The organism is Candidatus Spechtbacterales bacterium, from assembly GCA_040879145.1.
Lineage (GTDB): Bacteria > Patescibacteriota > Minisyncoccia > Spechtbacterales > 2-12-FULL-38-22 > JAWVZY01.
The window spans coordinates 1-17,213 of sequence record JBBDKX010000026.1 but is presented as its reverse complement, the minus strand read 5'-3'; the positions used below and the strand labels follow the sequence as shown (position 1 = coordinate 17,213).

At 41.3% G+C, this 17,213-nt stretch carries 19 protein-coding genes; 3 read left to right on the top strand and 16 right to left on the bottom strand.

Annotated elements, in window-relative coordinates:
• Both WDZ40_03085 and WDZ40_03080 read right to left on the bottom strand, forming a co-directional pair.
• On the bottom strand, positions 1-254 hold a 254-nt coding region (locus WDZ40_03085; protein MEX0877818.1), incomplete at its 3' end, for a zinc ABC transporter substrate-binding protein.
• On the bottom strand, positions 244-1,353 hold the full coding sequence (locus WDZ40_03080) for a YibE/F family protein (protein MEX0877817.1): 1,110 nt from the start codon (positions 1,351-1,353) through the stop codon (positions 244-246). The genes WDZ40_03085 and WDZ40_03080, both read right to left, overlap by 11 nt.
• A gap of 83 nt (positions 1,354-1,436) precedes the next feature.
• Between WDZ40_03080 and WDZ40_03075 the strand changes: the two genes are divergently transcribed.
• Positions 1,437-2,021 carry a hypothetical protein gene (locus WDZ40_03075; protein ID MEX0877816.1) on the top strand — a complete coding sequence of 195 codons (585 nt, stop codon included), beginning with the start codon at positions 1,437-1,439 and terminating at the stop codon, positions 2,019-2,021.
• Positions 2,022-2,092: 71 nt separating this feature from the next.
• Here WDZ40_03075 and WDZ40_03070 read toward each other — a convergent pair whose 3' ends face one another.
• Positions 2,093-2,614, bottom strand: a complete 522-nt coding sequence (locus WDZ40_03070) for a hypothetical protein (protein MEX0877815.1) — start codon at positions 2,612-2,614, stop codon at positions 2,093-2,095.
• A 113-nt stretch (positions 2,615-2,727) separates the two neighbouring features.
• On the opposite strand from WDZ40_03070, the gene rnr reads away from it, so the two are divergent.
• Positions 2,728-4,761: a ribonuclease R gene (rnr, locus tag WDZ40_03065; protein ID MEX0877814.1), complete on the top strand. Its 2,034-nt coding sequence runs from the start codon at positions 2,728-2,730 to the stop codon at positions 4,759-4,761.
• 80 nt (positions 4,762-4,841) lie between these two features.
• On the opposite strand, the gene WDZ40_03060 is transcribed toward rnr, so the two are convergent.
• From WDZ40_03060 to WDZ40_03050, 3 genes are all read right to left on the bottom strand, one after another.
• The gene (locus WDZ40_03060; protein ID MEX0877813.1) at positions 4,842-5,498 is read right to left on the bottom strand and encodes a hypothetical protein; all 657 of its coding nucleotides are present in this window, start codon (positions 5,496-5,498) and stop codon (positions 4,842-4,844) included.
• Between the two features lie 130 nt (positions 5,499-5,628).
• Positions 5,629-6,123 carry a hypothetical protein gene (locus tag WDZ40_03055; protein ID MEX0877812.1) on the bottom strand — a complete coding sequence of 165 codons (495 nt, stop codon included), beginning with the start codon at positions 6,121-6,123 and terminating at the stop codon, positions 5,629-5,631.
• An 80-nt stretch (positions 6,124-6,203) separates the two neighbouring features.
• Entirely contained in the window at positions 6,204-7,844 is a 1,641-nt protein-coding gene (locus tag WDZ40_03050; GenBank protein MEX0877811.1) for a helix-turn-helix domain-containing protein, read from the bottom strand.
• Between the two features lie 119 nt (positions 7,845-7,963).
• Here WDZ40_03050 and WDZ40_03045 point away from each other — a divergent pair, with 119 nt between their 5' ends.
• The gene (locus WDZ40_03045) at positions 7,964-8,320 is read left to right on the top strand and encodes a hypothetical protein (GenBank protein MEX0877810.1); all 357 of its coding nucleotides are present in this window, start codon (positions 7,964-7,966) and stop codon (positions 8,318-8,320) included.
• Positions 8,321-8,322: 2 nt separating this feature from the next.
• Here WDZ40_03045 and WDZ40_03040 read toward each other — a convergent pair whose 3' ends face one another.
• From WDZ40_03040 to gnd, 10 genes are all read right to left on the bottom strand, one after another.
• The gene (locus WDZ40_03040; GenBank protein ID MEX0877809.1) at positions 8,323-9,039 is read right to left on the bottom strand and encodes a sulfite exporter TauE/SafE family protein; all 717 of its coding nucleotides are present in this window, start codon (positions 9,037-9,039) and stop codon (positions 8,323-8,325) included.
• 225 nt (positions 9,040-9,264) lie between these two features.
• The gene (locus WDZ40_03035; GenBank protein ID MEX0877808.1) at positions 9,265-10,203 is read right to left on the bottom strand and encodes a phosphagen kinase; all 939 of its coding nucleotides are present in this window, start codon (positions 10,201-10,203) and stop codon (positions 9,265-9,267) included.
• A gap of 162 nt (positions 10,204-10,365) precedes the next feature.
• Complete coding sequence (locus WDZ40_03030) at positions 10,366-10,728, bottom strand: DeoR family transcriptional regulator (protein MEX0877807.1); 363 nt, start codon at positions 10,726-10,728, stop codon at positions 10,366-10,368.
• 49 nt (positions 10,729-10,777) lie between these two features.
• Positions 10,778-11,092 carry a hypothetical protein gene (locus tag WDZ40_03025; protein ID MEX0877806.1) on the bottom strand — a complete coding sequence of 105 codons (315 nt, stop codon included), beginning with the start codon at positions 11,090-11,092 and terminating at the stop codon, positions 10,778-10,780.
• Between the two features lie 210 nt (positions 11,093-11,302).
• The gene (locus WDZ40_03020) at positions 11,303-11,635 is read right to left on the bottom strand and encodes a hypothetical protein (GenBank protein ID MEX0877805.1); all 333 of its coding nucleotides are present in this window, start codon (positions 11,633-11,635) and stop codon (positions 11,303-11,305) included.
• A 768-nt stretch (positions 11,636-12,403) separates the two neighbouring features.
• Complete coding sequence (locus tag WDZ40_03015; protein ID MEX0877804.1) at positions 12,404-12,775, bottom strand: DoxX family protein; 372 nt, start codon at positions 12,773-12,775, stop codon at positions 12,404-12,406.
• Positions 12,776-12,836: 61 nt separating this feature from the next.
• The gene (locus WDZ40_03010; protein MEX0877803.1) at positions 12,837-13,631 is read right to left on the bottom strand and encodes an alpha/beta hydrolase; all 795 of its coding nucleotides are present in this window, start codon (positions 13,629-13,631) and stop codon (positions 12,837-12,839) included.
• Positions 13,632-13,706: 75 nt separating this feature from the next.
• On the bottom strand, positions 13,707-14,471 hold the full coding sequence (locus tag WDZ40_03005; GenBank protein ID MEX0877802.1) for a cytochrome c biogenesis protein CcdA: 765 nt from the start codon (positions 14,469-14,471) through the stop codon (positions 13,707-13,709).
• Position 14,472: 1 nt separating this feature from the next.
• On the bottom strand, positions 14,473-14,922 hold the full coding sequence (locus WDZ40_03000; protein ID MEX0877801.1) for a dual specificity protein phosphatase family protein: 450 nt from the start codon (positions 14,920-14,922) through the stop codon (positions 14,473-14,475).
• On the bottom strand, positions 14,919-17,213 hold a 2,295-nt coding region (gene gnd / locus WDZ40_02995), incomplete at its 5' end, for a decarboxylating 6-phosphogluconate dehydrogenase (protein ID MEX0877800.1). The genes gnd and WDZ40_03000, both read right to left, overlap by 4 nt.

Below are 17,213 nucleotides of genomic sequence, written 5' to 3'. Positions count from 1 at the left end.
GAAAGTCCGGCCAGCTGCCTGGGTGTAAATTCATAAAAATGAGGGGAGGCACCGGAGGGTAAAAGAAGTTCAACATCAACAGAGTCCCCCGCTACATTACTCACAATATCATATAGCGGAAAAATGGTTGCCGCCACCTTTAGCTTATTGTTCTCTACATCTAAGTCTTGATTACTAACCGTGAAAAACAAACCTATTAGAACACCCGCTAATACTGTTGTCACAATTGTATAAATAATTTTTTTATTTTTCATAATTTTTTATATCTTTATTACGCAAAAACCAGACTGCCAGTAGTGTTGTTATCGGAACAGTTAATATTATACCTATGCTACCTACTATTATACGTAGTATCTCGGTAGCAAATATCTCTCTGTTTATAAGCATATCTATAGAAGTTGGCACCCGGAAAAACAAAAGAAGCAAGGCGAGTGAAGTACCCGTATATGCCAATGCCAAGGTGTTTACAAGAGCGCTGACATGTCCCCGACCTACACGCAAAGCCCTTGTAAATACCTCGCGCTCACTGATGTCCGGAGCTACGGAATAAAGCTCCTCAACAGCTGATGCCTGTGTTATTGCAATATCATCCAAAAGACCCAAAATACCTATTATCATGGCACCCAAAAGAAGCCCGCTAAAGTTTATCTCCCCTTTTGTTTGTATGTTTAAAAAAGATGCCGCCTCATCCGTAAAGCCGGACAGGTGTCCCATATCCACGGCGACATAGGCTAAAAATACAGTAAAAATAACGGAGGATACCGCGCCTAAAAGAGCGGCGTGAGATCTCCTGTTGAGCCCGTGTGTAAAATATATAACAAACACAAGAACGACAATTGCCACAAGAGCGCTTACCACTGCAGGATTCCTGCCTCCAAGTATGCCGGGTACAAGAATGTATAATATAACCAGAAAAGCTCCGCCCAAAGAGATAAGAGCGCGCACGCCTTCCCACTTGCCGAGCGCTATAACAGCCACTACAAAAATTGCAAAAAACAAAAGCATAACTCCCCTTCTATCAAAATCTCCTATGGAGTAAATTTCGCTCCCGTCATCAAGCTGAAGAATATTCAAAAAAAACTTATCACCTTCTTTAAGCCTTATAAAATCGTCTTCCAGCGAAATTGTCTCTCCCTCTCTTTCTCCCTCCAGAATGCGGGCTTCTATTATCTGGTAGGTTGACATAACCCCCGTTCCTTCTACTTCGCGTGTATTTTCTTCCACAACACGAAGAACCACAGCTCTTAAGGTCGTAATATTAGCATCGTGCATGTGCTGCGCGAATGTGAAAAACGGCGTAAGTAAAAACGCGCAAAACACGGAAACAAGGACAAATTTATAAACTCTTTTCATACTATTAAAATTCTAACATAAAAACATGTAAAAATTTCCTTTTATTTCTATCATGTATATAATAAATAGACCATACACGAACCATGATAAAATACCTTTTACTCGGATTTTTTATACAATTTATAACAAGCCTTGATGATACCCTGACGCGCATACCCATAAGCGCGAACTTAACCCGGCGCAGAAAAGGTAAAATTGCTTTTTCTTTAGGAAATGTGCTGGCTGTCGCAACAGCAGTAACCATTGCGTATTTTTTCTCGGCATTCCTGGATAAACTTCTATACACTCGGTATGTTGTATCCGGACTTATATTACTACTTGCGGCTGTTGTATATTTTGATGTTTTCAAAGGACGTATAAGCAAAAAGGCAGATTACAAATTAAGACGTCCTATGTCCACTGAAAGATTTTTACGGCTTATGGGTGCGGGATTTGTTATATCATTCATAATGACAATAGATGACATTGTAGCTCTTGCTCCTCTTTTTATAGATACTACTTTTTTGGAAAAAATATTCGCGCTTGCGGGCGTGAGCGCGGCAACCGCCGTTCTCATTTTTTTTGTTATATACTCATCGGAGAGACTAAAAAAGATACCACACAAAAAAGACATAGCGGCAGGAAGTCTGTTGTTACTATCCTTGTTGGTGTTAATGGGTATCGTGTAAGAAAATTTTATCTGATGCGTTGTATAAATACCGTACAAAGAAAAAGGCGCGACCTGCGTCGCGCCTCCCTTTTAAAGGATCAAAATGAGCTCATTCTGCAATGAGTTAAGCAGTGCAGAACTTGTATCCACTTGAATGTCCCTGATAACAGTCTCTATGACATTGTCGTGAATAAAATCTATGGCAGTATCGTATCCCGCACTGTATTCAATTACACCAATCAGAGCTTCCAAGGGCTCTGAAAGGTTGCGCATAATGTGCTTCGTGGGCTCTTCCTGCGAAGCAAGCTCCAAAAACTCCTCCCTGTGTTCCGGGGACATCCTTACGACCTCGTGAAGGCCGAGGATGATAGCTACTTTGAAGAGCGTCTTGGCGCTCTCAAAGTCAGGATTTCCGGGAATATTTTTCACCCCCTTATCTTTTTCTCGCGCGCGGTAATCGATAACCGCTTTGTGAAGAATCGCATCTCCACGACGTGCAAGGCGGGGAATTTTGCACTTCATTCCACCAACCTTACTGGCATAACTCGGAAGAGTTATTGCGGGATAAAAACCTGACCCCGCAACTCTCTTTATTCTGTCTATGGTCCACATTAGTTATCACACCCTTTCTACCAATGTGTTGCTATGCATACTATACCATTAATATTTTAAAAAAGCAATCTAAGAAGCTGTACGTTACGGGCAATGTATAGTAAAAAGAAAAGATGGCAAAGCATTACAAAAAACCTAATTCACACAAAACAGAACAAGATCCTTCGGCAGGCCCTTCGGCAAGCTCAGGACAAGATAAAAAACAACACACAAAAGGACAGGGGTCTTCACGTTTTAGCGGTACCATTCATATTGCCTCAAACAATGTTGGTTATGTAACCGTAGAAGGCATTGAACAGGATGTGCAGATACAAACTCAGTTCCTAAACACAGCCCTCCATGGAGACGAAGTGGAAATAGCGCTGCTTCCCAAAAACATACACGACACAAGAATCCAAGGTGAAGTGGTTAGTGTACTTAAGCGGGCAAAAACAGAATTTATAGGCACAATAGATAAAAAAGACCCTAAAAAGAACTTTGCTTTTGTGATACCGGACGATTCACGCATGCAGTCGGATATATTTATACCGGACGCGCGGTCAAAAGATATAAAAGACAACTACAAAGTTGTAGTGAAAATAACAAACTGGGGTGACGCAAAAAAGAACCTGTCGGGAGAGATAACACAAATACTGGGTAAAAAAGGAGACAACAATGTAGAGATGCAGTCTATACTCCTGGAAAGCGGCTACCAGCCGGGCTTTACAAAAGAAGTAGTAAAAGAAGCAAAAGACCTGCAACGGGCGGCAAAACCAATACCGGAAGCGGAGATAGAATCCCGAAGAGACCTAAGAAGTACACCTACTTTCACAATTGACCCTTCTGATGCCAAAGACTTAGACGACGCTCTGTCTGTTAAAAAACTGGATGATAATTTATTTGAAATTGGAATACACATAGCCGACGTAAGCCACTACGTAAAGGAGGACAGTCCTTTGGACCTACAAGCGCGTCAAAAAGGAACTTCCGTATATCTTGTGGACAGGACATCTCCGATGTTGCCGGAGGAGTTGTCCAGCGATATATGCAGTTTAAACCCCGGAGAGGACAAGCTCGCCTTTTCTGTTGTTATGAAAATGACCGCGGACGGCAAAGTGACAGAGAGATGGTTTGGAAAAACAGTAATACATCCCGATACGAGGTTTTCATACGAAGAAGCACAGCAGGTTATAGATAAAAATGAAGGAAAACACGCAAACGAACTTTACTATCTTGATTCAATAAGCAAGAAACTTCAAGAACAAAGAAAACAACGCGGAGCACTGGAATTTGACCAGATAGAGATACGGTTTGAACTTGACTCATCCGGAAAACCTATACGCATATATAAAAAAGCGGAACTACACACACATAAACTTATAGAAGAGTTTATGATACTCGCAAACAGGGAGGTTGCCGAATACTTTAAAGAACAAATCAAAAAAGGAGTCGGTTTCGGCGTTTTTAGAAACCATGATGCCCCCGAACACAAAAACATTGATGATCTTTTTAACTTTCTCGGGGCTTTGGGGTATGACTTGGAAACTCCTACAAAAGCTTTAACAACCAAGGAGCTCAATAATCTTTTTGCCGCTGTGAAGGGCAAAAATGAAGAGTACCTTGTAGAGACCATAGCAATGCGAGGCATGGAAAAAGCTGTTTACTCCACAGAAAACAAAGGGCACTACGGACTCGCGCTGGATACCTATACTCACTTTACATCCCCAATACGCAGGTACGCCGACTTAACAGTACACCGACTTCTTCAGGCATACCTTGAAGAGCGACCCGTTCCCAAAAAAGCAGAGCCAAAGTATAAAAAAATACTTGACAGCCTCCTGCATAAAGAAATAAACGCGATGGAAGCGGAGCGAAACTCTATAAAATACAAACAGATAGAATATATGCTTCAAAAGAAGGGGCAGGTTTTTGAAGGAATAATAATTAGTATATTTAACTGGGGAATGTTTATACAGGAAAATACTACAAAATCCGAAGGGCTTGTACGAACTCGTGACATGCAGGATGATTTTTACGAGCTGGACGAACAAAACTACGCGCTGGTAGGTACAAGAACCAAAAAGAAGTACACTATCGGCGACTCTGTAAAAATAAAGGTTATAGGAGGAGATATAGACCAAAAAATGCTGGATTATAAATTAGTATAAATCCTGCTAATACAAAAGGCCCGGCAACGTATTGCCGGGCCTTTTGTATTGTATTTACTAAATAAATTTAAATTTTTACCCTACTTAACTTCAAGAGTTTTTAACATATTCTCAAAATCAGCTGCTGTAAAAAGTGTTGTATTTGTATTTAAAAATATAACTCCGCTGTATGTTTCCCCATACAGGTTTACAAGCGCGCCTAAATTGCCTCCTCCGACTGTCATAACAGGCCCTACCGGCTCCTCTGTGCCCACAAAACTTCTGTGGTCAACTATTATTACCTCTCCTAAATTGGTGTTTATAGATTTTACGGGACTCACTGGAACTCTGCCGGTTGATATAAATTTAAAAAAATAGGTGCCGTCCTCGTTTACAAACCCCTGAGTATCTGTGGGTGTGCCTCCCCTGCCTTCGGCAAAATCCTCAGATACGCCGCCAATTACAAACCAGTTAATATTGGAAAATTCAACAGTCGCCTTTGTTCCGCCCTGACCGCCATCATTTTCTGTAAATATGACATCACCCCACTCCGCCGGATACTCAAAACTAAACCCAAACTCAGATGCTACAAAACGACGTGTTTGTTCTTCTTGAGTATTCTCTATCTCATTTTGCGTGTTATCCCGCGCCTCATCGGGGACATTGGTAATCTGCTTAAGATAGTAAGCGCCTCCGGCAAAAAGAAGCCCAAGCGCGACAAATGATGATAGTATAGCTAAACGGTCTAATCGGTTCATGTTTTTGTTTTATATTATTTTACTTAAAAACTCATAGAACAACTGATGTCGATATATAAATTCTTCTCTTTATGTCCATACGCTTATTATAACAAAAAACAGAGCTTAGCTCTGTTTTTTAAAAAGTGCTTTAATTTCGTACTGTCCACAGCCTGCGATTAGGTGAGAAAAAGAAAGAAGTCTTAATCCTTGATACTTTTTTAAAATCCTCAAGAACATCCGATATTGTTCTCTCGCCTAATCCTTCTATACACCCTGCCCTGTTTAGGTTTTCGGGGGTTGCTATAGAACCGAAGTTTATAAAAATTTTTACCAACTGTTTTTCAGCAATACTCGCATCTTCAAGTAAATCGGTATCTCTTAACACGTACGTACGACCCTGAACATACTTAATCCTTTTGTCTCGCGCTAAGCGCCACATTGCCAAACCTACAATAGGAGCTGTTTGTCCCTTTGTGTTTGTAATTGTTGCAGTGTATCCGCCTTTTTCAAGAACTTTAAGAACAGAATGGGGATGCATCGCACCGTATGTATCAATGCCCATAAGCGCGTATTGGCATGCTTCTTCTATCACGCTTTCTTGTTCAGGCAACCAGAGTATAGATACTTCTTTTGAGTGTTCCATCTTCAAACCTCCTTTCAAAAAGCAGTTCAAGATGAACAAACCATACCATATATACAAAAAATCTCAAGAAGAGCGGGGGGTTATTTTTTATCCCGCATTAAAAAAAGTCTGGCGAGGCGGAGTTCATCGTATGAGTATTCATTACCCAACTTTTGGCGGGCAGGCGATAAATGCATTTCAGGATTGTCTTTATCTGAAAAAGCTTCACGCATTGCATCAAAGCGTTCCACTGGAATTGTATTTAGGTGTGAAATATCCAAATCCTCCCCTGTTTCTAAAAGTTTTTCTACATGACTTATTATTGTGCCTTCAGTTAAGCTTCGTTCACCGGCAATCTGTTTTATTGTCTTACCCGCGGATATCAGACGGCGGGTTTCTTCTTTTGTATCAACTTTTTTAGCAGTTCCTTTTGTACTGCCCTCCCATCTTTCCAATTTTTTTTGTTTTTCATATTCACTCAAACGGTCCAGTTCTATTATCTCTTTTTGAGAAAGCTCTTTAAACTTCGCGTCCATTTCCAAAACCTCTGTATTAACACTGAGTGCTACATCGTTTATACCCATCAAGCGTATGCCATCAAGGGAACGGACGCGGGAAAGAGCGACATAACCCATGCCGGGTTCAAACGACCTGGAAAGATCAATTTCAGCCGCATCCAGAGTCATTCCCTGGCTTTTGTGTATAGTTATCGCCCAGGCAAGGCGCAAAGGAAGCTGTTCAACCTGCGCTTTTGTTTTTCCATCTTCTTCAATACTCCATTTTTCAGGAAGCACTTCTATGAGTTCGCCCTGCTTAGTCTCTACAATCGGCAGACCATCACTAAATTCAGTAACACGGCCTAGTGTTCCGTTAGCGTATCCTTTTTCAAAATTGTTCTTTACAAACATCACCAAGGCATCCTTTTTAAGCTCCAGCTCTTCCGGCGCTAAAAGATTGCGGCCCAAAATTTCCGCCAAATTGCGCGACCCTGAGCTTTGCATATAAAAAGCTCTGCTCTCTCCTAAAAGATCCTTGAGGTGTTTATTATTTATATTGTCTACATTCGCGTTGTGAGTATAAAGTTTTGTAACTTCCGGCGTTCCTTTTATTCGCGCCCTATAACGCCCGCGCAAAAGTTCTAAAGTATCTTCCGTTACCTCACCCGTTCTTATCGCATCCAGTACGGAAATAAGGTCTCCCTCTTCATGGCGAAACTGCTCCGCAAGATAGCAGACTTTTGGGTTAAGTTCCTGCCATGCCCGGCTCTTGTACGCAAAAGGTACTCCATCAGTATAATTGTTGCGCGATATTGGGGGCAACTGAAAAAAGTCGCCGCAAAAAACAACCTGCATTCCGCCAAAAGGTTCGTCGTTATCCCTAAATGCCCTAATAATGCGGTCGGCGACATCAAGCTGCGCGGCAGAAAGCATTGATATCTCATCTATCACAAGTACTTGTGTATTTTTCAGCCGCTTATTCAGGTGTTTTTTTCTTAATATGCGCTCTATGTCTTTTTTTGTAAGATCGTCCAAAATACCCATGCCCGTCCATGAGTGCAGAGTTATCCCGTTAATGTGGGTAGCCGCTATTCCGGTAGATGCTGTAATGCCGACACTTGCATCCTTTTCCTTCAAAAAATCCACGTATTGGTTTAACACATGAGTCTTTCCGCTTCCCGCCTGCCCCGTAAGGAATGCGCTGTGTCCCATTTTTAAAATCTCCAGAGCTTCTTGTTGTATCATGTTGTTGATTTTACATTAAAATACTGCTGAACTCAAACAAGTTCAAAAAAATTCACCAAACATGCATTTTAGTTTTTGTATAAAGTGAGTTATTATAAAAATAAATATAAATAAATTTTATGGTACAAACTATAACAATTTTTATTATTACCCTGGCGGGGTGGCTTTCCGCCCTTGCTATATTTATACTCGCAAAAGATTTGCCGAGAGTGTCTTTTGTAATTTTCCACTACGCGGTAGATGTACTTATTTTCGGAGGCATTTTTGCTTTATACTTCAAATACTCGCAAAACCACCCGGGGGCTTTTGCAACAATGGCAACAGCCATGACAAGCCTGTTTGTTTTTGAGTTCGTACTCTGGAAATTTATATCTCCCCAAAATGCTTCTACGTATTTAAATTTTGTAGATTGGGTAATACCTGCTTTTATAATAGCATCTCTGGTTTATATGGCAGGAAAACACCTGGGGCAATAAACCTAAAACAACAGCAGTTTTATGGAAATCATAAACAGAAATATTAAAATTATATTTCTAAAGTAAGTCTGCGGTATCTTGTCCATAACTCGTCGCGCGATTCTGGCTCCCAAATAAGACATAAATATAAATATAATCATTCCATAAAGCAGAGACTCGCTAATTCTCACTCCTCCAAAAAAATAAGTTCCCACGCGGGCGATGTCTCCAACAAGTGCTATCGCGCCTATTGTCGCTATGTAAACTTTTTTAGGTAAATTAAAGGCGGATAAAAACGCGGCTCTTATCTCGCCCCCAACGCCAAAAATACCTATGATAAAACCTGATATCGCGCCACCCAAAACTGCTGTCCACGCCTTGTGTTTTATTTTAAAGTTAGAGTGTAAAAGCAGAAGAACTATATAACCCATAAAAAATATTCCCAGTATTACTTCTGTTGCATTTTCGGGAATACTAAAGACAAGACTTGCGCCAATTATGGAAGCTAAAAATGCCGGTATGCCGAATTCAAATATAAGTTTCCAGCGTATACCTTCTTTAAACAAACTAATGTGCCATATATCGTTAAATATATGTACAATTCCTGATATGAGCAGGCTTGCAGGCAAAGGGTAAAAAAGCAAAAGAACAGGAAGCAGTATGGTCGCAATTCCAAACCCTGTCACTGTACCTACAAAAGATGCTGTAATTGTTATCACTGATATTAAAAATATCTCCATATTGTTTAATCGTAGCATTTGAACTGCCTGCCATCAACAAAAATAAAACACCGTTTAAAACGGTGTTTTTACATGTACTACTTGTCGGCACTCAAACAACTACTGCCCGTTTATGCCTCTTCTGTGGCTAAAGAACTTTCCATTTCCATCAATTTTTTGACTCCGCTATGGAGTACTTCTATCGCTTCAACTTCTGTAACGCCGAGTCGGCGCTTGTTGGAGATGTCATATACTCCACCCTCGCTCTCGGAGTGCTCTCCATGAATTCCGCGAACAAGACAGACCCATCTCTTCGCACATCTCCTTAAAACCGTCCCGCTGGCTTAGTTTTGGCAGACTCATGTGAACGCTTGCCCTCATTGCTGTTCCCAGATTTGTCGGACAACTGGAAAGATATCCGAGTTTTTCAGAACACGCAAACTCAAGTTTTTTCTCAAGAGCGGAAACAGCTCTCGCAAGACGGTTGAAAACAGAGTAAATGTCGCCACCCTGTTCCATGGAAATTATACGCAACTGGTCTTCTTCGTTCACCCAAACAAGAAACTTCTTGTCGTCGGAGTGGAAAATACCCCTGCCCTCAGGCCAGTCGTGGTTTACGCCCGCGCTTTCCAAAAACCTGTCTCCCTGTTTGAAAAGGAAGTGGTCCTCAACCAACTGTTCTCTTACCTCTTCCTTCATACCGGAAAGCGGGTAATACTTTCCGGACAAGTCGCCCTCAAGTGACTCAAGGGCCTCAACAACACGCCTTTCTACCTCGAGACGCTCCTTTCTGGAGATGCCCGGGTTAAAAGGAAAATCTTTAAGATTTCTGCCGACCCTTACTCGCGTAGATACAATGAAAGCGCCTTCTTCGTCCGGATTGCTTATGTCCAGCTCATCCGCGTTAAAATTATTTTTATGGAAATCATCCTCTGTATGCCCGTGGTACTCTTCTATCACAGGATTAAAAAGCGCGCCAAAAACCTTGTATGACTCCTCGTCAGGCGCGTAAACACCTATGCTGCTGTCGGGGTTTTCTGTTCCCGAGCGAACCACATCTTCAATAGTAAATCCGCTTGTTGTGCGGACGTTTTGCAATTTCTTTTTGACATCACCTGTAAAAAACTTTGCCAAGAGAGAGTTGCCTTTCATTGGTGCCTCCTTTTTTGTTTGGGATACTTCCATAATTTTACAAATACGCTTAATTGTAATTACGCACTCGTAAATACTACCTTGCTAATGAACTTCTGTCAAAATTGACAAAAAAATTAAAAATGGTGTTGTATTAACCATATCTTCATTATACAGGCGTGCTTAAACCTAAAGTCCGGGTAAAAAATAAACGGGTCACTGCAGTGACCCGTTTATTTTCCGGTAGTAAGTACCCCTTCCCGTATCTCCAACTTGCTCTATTACACCCTCATCTTTAAGTTCGTTTAAATATCTTGTTGCGGTGGAATCGGAAACATTGAGAAGTTTTTCAACTTCGTTGTTTGTTACCTCTTTTTTATCATTTATATATTCCTTCAGCTTCTGCACATTGTGCTTTTTCTTTTCCTGACGCCTGCCAACTATGCCGCGACGTAAAAAACCGGGTTTGTTGCCCTCCTCATCTGTAATGTTCCTGTATTTAAAACCGCCATATATAACCGTGGCTACAACGAAGCCCACAACTACTCCTATAAAAATAATTAAAGATTGATATAACATGTCTTTATTATACCAAACAAAAACCCCACTTTTGCGGGGTTTTAAGAGATCATTCGTACTTATGGACAACCCATCCTTCTTCATCAGGATGAAGAAAAATCATTTTTGAATGTTCATTTCCGGGTATTCTCTCTCTGTATTCGGTCTTAACACTTACTTTGGGCTCAACTCCCATTTCAAGCAAGCCTTTTGCCTGTTCTATAGAAAAACCCATCTCGCGCATCGCGTCTATCTTCTTTGCGCGCTTTATAGCCTCAATTTTTTCTTTTTCAGCAACCTCTTCTTCCGAAGGTGCCGGGGGTGAATAGTCAGCCATGTTTGAACCTCCTTTAATGTGCTTCCTGTAAAATACCGGAAATTTCATAAAATTGCAATATTAACCCCTTGAATTCTAATCTGAATTTCAACACTCCATAACAAAACATACTCCGTGCGGGGTGAAATTAAGGTTGTGTTATGGTTGTGGCAAGGTCCGACCTCGCCAGATGGCATTATACATATAAATAAAAAAGCCCCGTTTACGGTACGGGGCAACCGCCTATTTAAATATTGCAAGTTTTTATTATAGCAAAGATTAAAACCAACCTTCTTTGTTCTCTTCAAGCGCTTCTCTCATAATTTCTTCCAATTTATCCAGCTTTTCGGGGTATTTATATAAAGGATATTTTAATCCTTTGGAAATATGTGAATCCGGATCTCTTAGTTCCTCAAGTCTTTTTGTTAACTCGTCCTCGCTTATTCCCGGAACCGTAGGACTTAAAAAATTCCCCACTTCACCGTGCTCTTTATCCTGAAGGTCGGAGAAAAACGCGGAATCAACAGATTGCCGCTGTTCCTTTGTAAAACGTTCCTGATATAATTTTGGTACTACAAATTTCTTGTATTCCTTTTTAGTAATTTTTTTCATAATGTATTAAATTATATTACTGTTAATTTGCTGCAAAAAACTTTTAGCGTAAACCTGTGTCCTTACTTCATACTATACCACACTGAAAGCGATTTGGAATTTGCGTATATTTATTTCTATATTGCTTTTTTGTGTGTATTATATAAAATTAATAGCATAACTTACATCTGCAGTTTATTCGCGCTATGGATGATTGGTTTTTTGATGTAATAAAAACAAATGTCGAAAAACATTTCCCTTGCGAGGAGTGTGTGCTAAAACATTGTCAGACCTTAGACCAAAAGCCAAAAGGTTTGGCACAGCAATAATGGCAGCAAAGAAAAAGCCGGCAAAGAAGCCAGCTAAGAAGAAATAAATAAAATAAGCCCGCGCTTAGCGCGGGCTTATTTTATTTATACAGAAAAAAATTTGGCTTAAATTATTGCTAAAAACGGGTCTGGACTCCCTTATTGTATTACGTAATTAATATTGTTGATGGAGATGGAACACCCCCAACGAATGACTCACACGTCTGAGTCATTCTTTTTTTTGCGAATGAGGCATTGGGCATTTTTTATCAGAGTACTCGCAAATTACGCAACAGTTATCACTTTTTTGAGGAACTGATATGACCTCTTCGCACTTTTCGCACTTATAAAACGCAAGACAACCTTGCTCTGGTATTTTTGTTTCCTGTTTGTGTCCGCAATGGGGACAGGTTAAGTTGGCATTTTCCATATAGGTATAATCGTTGGTTTTATTGTTTCATGGTTGAGCTGTCCTATTTTTCTAGAGATAAAATGAAAGCAGAAGAAACGCGGCACCCGCTAAAGCCATGTTGCGCATGAAGTTACTCATTTGCATCATTTTCATTTCAGAATTTTCAGCCCAAAAATTATGCATGACAAATGCTGTTGGTACCAGAAAAACTACAAGTGCTGAAAGTCCCCAAACAATAAATTGACTAAAAACAACAGAAAGTCCGCCTGCTAAAAGCAATATACCAGACGCCAGAACATTGAATTTTGGAAACGGAACATTTTTAGCTGAAGCCATATCCGCCATCATGGATGCTTTCATAAAATGCATCATTCCCATCATCACAAAAAACCCACCGAACAATATCCGTCCTGCCCATGTAAGAATAGTTAAATAATCCATATATCTATTAAGTTATTATTAAATTATATTTCCAAGCTTGCTCTATCGACCTTTGGTGATATTATAAATTTTCTTGGTTTAACCAATCGTTTATTTTTTTGGCAGCTTCTTTAGCGTGTTCACCCATTAATATGCCGGGGTGTGTTGCTTCACCAATCTCTACCAAGTCACTTTCGTAATATTTTGCCATTTCTCTTGTTTTCTCTATACCGATTCCAAAAGGCACACTGTCTCCGAGTTCTCCGGCCACAAAAAGAATAGGGACATCCAGTAATTCTTTGGGTACAGATACTCCCTTTTTTCTCTGGCTTCTGGCAACTCCTGATTCCACTCCAAGCATGTCTTTCATTTTGAGAAGCATTTCTTTTGAGATATCAGGAAATGCTTGCATAACCTTTTGGGGATCCCCTGGCATGCCCGCATCCATTGGTGTGTATGCGCTTTTATATTCTTTATCCATACTTTCTTTTTGAACCTCTATAGATTGGCTTGGGTCTATAGAAACTATCGCGCTTGAATTATTCTTTGCACCATACATAAGTACCAATAACCCCGCCATGCTGTGGCCTACTAAAATAGGGTTTTGTAGCTCTGTGTTTTTTATAACCTGATGCATATCTACCACGTAATCATCCATTGTCGCGCCCTCAACCGTGCCTCCACTCTTGCCATGTCCGCGAAGATCAATAGTTACAACCTTCCTACCTTGATTTACAAAATACTCTATATACACCTTCCACATAAATGACCCGCCCCAAGAACCGTGAACTAAAAACAAAGGGGTTTCATGCTTTAATTCTTTGGGTGTGTGAGTTGATGTATAGATTTTATTTTCTCCAATATATTTTTCACTCATGTTTATTTTTTTATTTTATTTATACAGAAAAAATACAATTTTTTAAAAACACTCTGATCTTGGGTGCAACCATGATTATAAGTATTCTAACAATCCTTCGTAGTTTATAAAGTCAAAAAGTTTATACCCATATTGTATGGTAAGTCCAAAGTTATCGGTTGCCAAAAGAAAACCGATCAGAATAAGGAACACCCCACCAATAATTGACATCCACTTAAGATATTTTGAAATACTTTCTATATAGTGAGTCGCTTTAGAGAACGTAAATGCGATAATCAGAAATGGAATTGCCAGTCCAATTGAGAACATGGTGAGCATTAAGCCGCCCTGAAGAGCTGTACCCGATGTCCCTGCAAGCAAGAGAATTGAACCGAGAATAGGACCGACGCAAGGTGTCCAGCCAAGCGCAAAGGTACCGCCAATAAAGAATGAGCTAGACGGCTTACCGAGTGTGAGCCACTTCGGAATAGAAATTCTTTTATCAGTCTGAAGAAACGGCAGTTTGAAAAAACCGAGCATAAACAGTCCGAAGATAATGACGAACACGCCGCCGGCGCGCGCAAGCCATACACGGTATGGCGCAAGTGCTGTTCCGGCAAATCCGGCAAGAACACCAAAGAGGATGAATATAATTGAAAAACCAAAGATAAAAGCAAGGCCGTTTAAGAAAATCTTACGCCTTGCAACTCTGGCAGTTTTGGGATCTTTGAGTGCCTCTTGATCAACACCACTAATAAATCCCAAGTACGCGGGAACAAGCGGTAATGTGCAAGGGGCAAGGAATGTAAGTAATCCCGCAAAAAATGATGCAATAGCAAATCCTAAACTTAGTTCAATCATATTATCTTCTTAAAAAATTATTCAAAGCTTCCCGCTGGACATCTTCTAAATGAATCGTGGGGCGTTTTGATTTAATAAAATCTTCGGCATCTGTTGGATTTTTGCCTTTCTTAATTAAATATGCGGCAACAAGCGTGGGTGCTCGGCCGTGGCCGTTCTTGCAATGTACATAAATCTTTTTACCCATAGATACCAATTTTTCAAGCACAGAAACTCCAAATTCAAGCTGATCACTTTTGGGTGCAGTATGATTTTGTACCGGTATCCAAACATAAAAATCAACGCCAAATGGAGCATCCACCCTATTCTCTTCCAAAGAGATATCTGCGGTAATTCCTTCTTTCTTTAATTTCTCATCAAAATGTGTCTGACAGCATTGATTAGTGCCAATAAAAATACCGTCGGTAATCTCGTTATATTCCAATTCCTTTATTTGTGGGTGATCAATCATATTATTTTATTATTACTGTCTGGCGAGTCAACACTATGCCCACCGAACTGATTTCGAAGAGCTGATAAAATTTTTCCTACATAGCTCGGGTGTTTCTTCGAAGCAACCCGAAACGCAAGAGATTTTTCAATAACCGGTAAACTTACATTAAGGTGCTCTGCTGACTTCACCGTCCATTCGGCCTCTCCAGTGTGATCAACTGAACCGGATACGTGCTCAAGTTCATTACCGTGCTCTTGGAGCGCATTCTCTAACCATCCAACAAGTCTTGATTCAATCACGCTTCGGTGATTATAAACATTGGCCACGCGCTCAAGCGAAAGATCCGGATACTGCTCTTTAAGAAGCATGAACCCTTCGGCGAGTGATTGCATCATACCATACTCGATGCCATTATGAACCATCTTGATGAAGTGTCCGCGACCAAACCCAGGGAAAAACTGATACGCCTGCGGCGCGGCAATGTCGCGGAAAAGTTGCTCATGTTGTTCAAACACCTCGCGTTCACCACCGATCATGATGCACGCACCCGAAAGTGCACCCTCTGGCCCGCCGGACACCCCAACATCCAAAAATTGGATACTCTTTTTTACTAATGCTTCCGCGCGACGCTTTGAATCTTCAAAAAATGAGTTACCACCGTCAATTATTGTATCTCCCGGGGATAGATGCGGCACGAGCTCCGCGAGCACGGCATCTACCGCTTGGTGAGGCACCATAAGCCATATAGTTCGTGGGGTTGAGAGCTTGGCGGCGAGATCTTTAAGAGAAGTAGCATAAGTAATGACGCCTTCATCGGCAAGTTGTTTAGAGGTTTCCGGCAATTTGTTATAACCGACAAGATGCCAGCCTTTGGTGGCAAGTTGCCGTGCGATGTTTCCGCCCATCTTACCTAAGCCGACAATGCCAACCATGCCTCGAGACACTGGCATTTCATGTTGCAACTGTTTTAAAAAAATAGGACTCGGTGTCGTACCGGGCGCGTATCGCAAAAGTGGTACTTTGTGTTTTTGCCACGCGGTAATAACTGGGTCAACGAACACCCACTCGGCAGCAACTTCCTCTTTACTCACAAAAAGTGACTGATCACCAAGCATCGCGTGGTACAAAAGCGATGCGTACTCTTCGACATATTGGGACTTATTCTCCTTTTCATACAAGAAGAATGAGAGGGTTCGTTCTTCAAGCGTGTGTTCAAACCCCGGTTTCTTCGTCCAGAAATGAATGACAATTTCATCACGTGGCTCAAGACGAAATACAATCTTGTTCGGTTCGTGCGGTCCAACCTCACATAATGAACAAGGAGAAGCGTGCTTTAAGGTGAGTACAATCTCTTTGCGCGCCTCGGCAAGCGCTTTTCCTGCTTCAAGGTAAATAGGCATACCGCGCCAGCGAGGATGCATTAGTTCACTCTTGAGCGCAAAATATGTTTCTGTTTGTGAATCCGGCGCAACCTGCTCTGTGGCGGTGTATCCATCATATTGAGCCCGCACCGTTTCTTCGGAAAGAGTGCGCTCGCTCCACGGCGCGAGTGTCGAGAGTATTTCGGCTCGACGAGCGCGGATACGCTCTGTATTGCCGTGCGGTGCATATTCCATAGTAAGGAGTGCGAGCATTGAAAGTAAGTGGTTCTGTCCTACATCACGTAATGCTCCGACAGTATCGTAAAACGCGCCGCGCTTCGATACGTCGATAGATTCATTAAGACGGATTGTGATACTGTCAATTAGTTCGTTACCCCAACCATGTTCAAATAAATTGTTAGAGAAACGGAAGTTCTCAATTCCTTGCACGATCTCTTTAAAGAAGTAGTGATCAATACGATATATCTGTTCTTCTTTAAAGAATCGCCCAAGAAGCATATCAAGTGCTTTTGCCTCCGTGGCATTTTTACCAAATGGCTTTTCTATGAGAATGCGCGTCCATCCTTTCTCACCGCCACACGGTACATTAAGCTGTACACCGGCAAGGTTTGTAAAAATCGTTTCGTACTCGGTGGGCGGGACTGCCAGATACACAAGTTTGTCAGCACACATAGCAAAGCGGGATTCGTGGTCCTCAACTGCTTTTGCGAGTGCGCGAAAGGTTGCCTCATCGTCAAAAGATCCGGCAGCGTATGAAAAGAGAGAAAGAAACAGTTGAAGTGTATCCTCATCTACTGTATTATCATGTGTTCGCACCGCGTCCTCAATCAGACGTCTGAAATCAATATCGGAAAGCTCATGCCGCGCGGCACCAATAATTGCGATGCGCTCCGGCAGGCGGTCTCGCTCAAACAAGTGCCAGAGCGA

Excerpts from the sequence above, each read along its gene's own strand:
- WDZ40_03080 (MEX0877817.1), bottom strand. The coding sequence starts at position 1,353 with ATGAAAAGAGTTTATAAATTTGTCCTTGTTTCCGTGTTTTGCGCGTTT.
- WDZ40_03075 (MEX0877816.1), top strand. The coding sequence starts at position 1,437 with ATGATAAAATACCTTTTACTCGGATTTTTTATACAATTTATAACAAGC.
- WDZ40_03070 (MEX0877815.1), bottom strand. The coding sequence starts at position 2,614 with ATGTGGACCATAGACAGAATAAAGAGAGTTGCGGGGTCAGGTTTTTAT.
- rnr (MEX0877814.1), top strand. The coding sequence starts at position 2,728 with ATGGCAAAGCATTACAAAAAACCTAATTCACACAAAACAGAACAAGAT.
- WDZ40_03060 (MEX0877813.1), bottom strand. The coding sequence starts at position 5,498 with ATGAACCGATTAGACCGTTTAGCTATACTATCATCATTTGTCGCGCTT.
- WDZ40_03055 (MEX0877812.1), bottom strand. The coding sequence starts at position 6,123 with ATGGAACACTCAAAAGAAGTATCTATACTCTGGTTGCCTGAACAAGAA.
- WDZ40_03050 (MEX0877811.1), bottom strand. The coding sequence starts at position 7,844 with ATGATACAACAAGAAGCTCTGGAGATTTTAAAAATGGGACACAGCGCA.
- WDZ40_03045 (MEX0877810.1), top strand. The coding sequence starts at position 7,964 with ATGGTACAAACTATAACAATTTTTATTATTACCCTGGCGGGGTGGCTT.
- WDZ40_03040 (MEX0877809.1), bottom strand. The coding sequence starts at position 9,039 with ATGGAGATATTTTTAATATCAGTGATAACAATTACAGCATCTTTTGTA.
- WDZ40_03035 (MEX0877808.1), bottom strand. The coding sequence starts at position 10,203 with ATGGAAGTATCCCAAACAAAAAAGGAGGCACCAATGAAAGGCAACTCT.
- WDZ40_03030 (MEX0877807.1), bottom strand. The coding sequence starts at position 10,728 with ATGTTATATCAATCTTTAATTATTTTTATAGGAGTAGTTGTGGGCTTC.
- WDZ40_03025 (MEX0877806.1), bottom strand. The coding sequence starts at position 11,092 with ATGAAATTTCCGGTATTTTACAGGAAGCACATTAAAGGAGGTTCAAAC.
- WDZ40_03020 (MEX0877805.1), bottom strand. The coding sequence starts at position 11,635 with ATGAAAAAAATTACTAAAAAGGAATACAAGAAATTTGTAGTACCAAAA.
- WDZ40_03015 (MEX0877804.1), bottom strand. The coding sequence starts at position 12,775 with ATGGATTATTTAACTATTCTTACATGGGCAGGACGGATATTGTTCGGT.
- WDZ40_03010 (MEX0877803.1), bottom strand. The coding sequence starts at position 13,631 with ATGAGTGAAAAATATATTGGAGAAAATAAAATCTATACATCAACTCAC.
- WDZ40_03005 (MEX0877802.1), bottom strand. The coding sequence starts at position 14,471 with ATGATTGAACTAAGTTTAGGATTTGCTATTGCATCATTTTTTGCGGGA.
- WDZ40_03000 (MEX0877801.1), bottom strand. The coding sequence starts at position 14,922 with ATGATTGATCACCCACAAATAAAGGAATTGGAATATAACGAGATTACC.